The organism is Lactobacillus agrestimuris (genome assembly GCF_943193025.1).
In the GTDB taxonomy this organism is placed as follows: domain Bacteria; phylum Bacillota; class Bacilli; order Lactobacillales; family Lactobacillaceae; genus Lactobacillus; species Lactobacillus agrestimuris.
In genome coordinates this window covers 1-1,371 of record NZ_CALPCQ010000050.1, presented here as the reverse complement: position 1 = coordinate 1,371, position 1,371 = coordinate 1, and the positions used below count along the sequence as shown (strand labels likewise).

At 37.6% G+C, this 1,371-nt stretch carries 1 protein-coding gene; it reads left to right on the top strand.

The genetic code is table 11. The features are described from left to right. Positions 1-130: 130 nt before the first annotated feature. Entirely contained in the window at positions 131-1,309 is a 1,179-nt protein-coding gene (locus NFR82_RS08790; RefSeq protein WP_251717897.1) for an IS256 family transposase, read from the top strand. Positions 1,310-1,371 lie beyond the last annotated feature (62 nt).

The window sequence follows — 1,371 nt, the reverse complement described above, 5'->3', positions numbered from 1 at the left end:
GAGACTGTAAAATAGTTTGTGTAAGGATGAATGATTCCTTAAATTTATTTCTTTAAACATTAGAAAAAGGAGTTCCTTTCTCGTATGATTGGTTTGAACAAAAAACACATACAGAAAGAAGAACTCCTTCATGAATGATTTTACCAAAAATATAACTCAAGCTCTATTTAATCAAGATAAAATTAATGATTTGTTTCGTAATGAAATCCAACAGGCTGTTAATGACTTGCTAGAATCTGAACTAACTGCCTTTTTGGGATATGATCCTTATGCCAGAAATGGCTGGAATACTGGTAATTCTAGAAATGGTGCGTATTTCCGTAAGATTGATACTCAGTTTGGATCAATTGAGGTACAAGTGCCACGAGATCGCAATGGTATGTTTCATCAACACACTCTGCCAGACTATAAACAACATACTGACTTCTTAGAAGATATGGTTATAAAGCTTTATTCTAAGGGTGTAACCACCAGAGAAATCGCTGACTTGATTGAGAAAATGTATGGCAGTCATTATAGTCCAGCACAAGTATCAAATATTTCCAAGCAGATGCTCCCCAAGGTTGAGGCTTATCACAAGCGTAAGCTGAGCGATAAGTTCTTTTGCGTTTATCTTGATGCAACGTATATACCGTTGCGTCGAGAAACCTTTGAACGAGAAGCAGTCTATATTGCCATTGGCATTAAACCTAATGGACATAAAGAAGTCATTGACTACTGCATTGCTCCTAGTGAGAACATTGCAGTCTGGACAGAGATGCTTCAAAACATGAAATCCAGAGGCTTGAAGCAAGTTGAGCTCTTTCTTTCTGATGGTGTTGTTGGCATGAAAACAGCCTTGGCCAGGACTTATCCTAAAGCTCATTTTCAACGCTGCCTGGTTCATGTCATGCGCAATATCTGTGCTAAAGTCCGGGTGGATGACCGCGAAAAGATCATGAATGAATTCAAGCAGATACATCAACAAACAAGCCAAAAAGAAGCTGCAGCTGTCTTGCATGAATTCTATGCCAAATGGAATAAAGCTTATAGCCATGTCATCAAAGGCTTGAAGGAAATTGAGCCCGATCTGCTGGTCTTCTACAATTATCCCAAACAAATCAGAGCCTCAATTTATTCAACCAACATGATTGAATCCTTTAACAACGTCATCAAGCGAAAAGCTAAGCCTAAGGCAGAATTTCCAACTGAACAGTCGCTTGATGTATTTATTGGCATCCAGGCAATGAGCTACAATGACCGCTATTTCAACCGAATTCATAAAGGATTTGGTCAGATTCAGGATACCTTAGAATCCTATTTTGATTAAATAAATAATTAAAAAATCAATTTGCGAGAAAGAACTATTTACACAAAAGATTTGACAGTCTC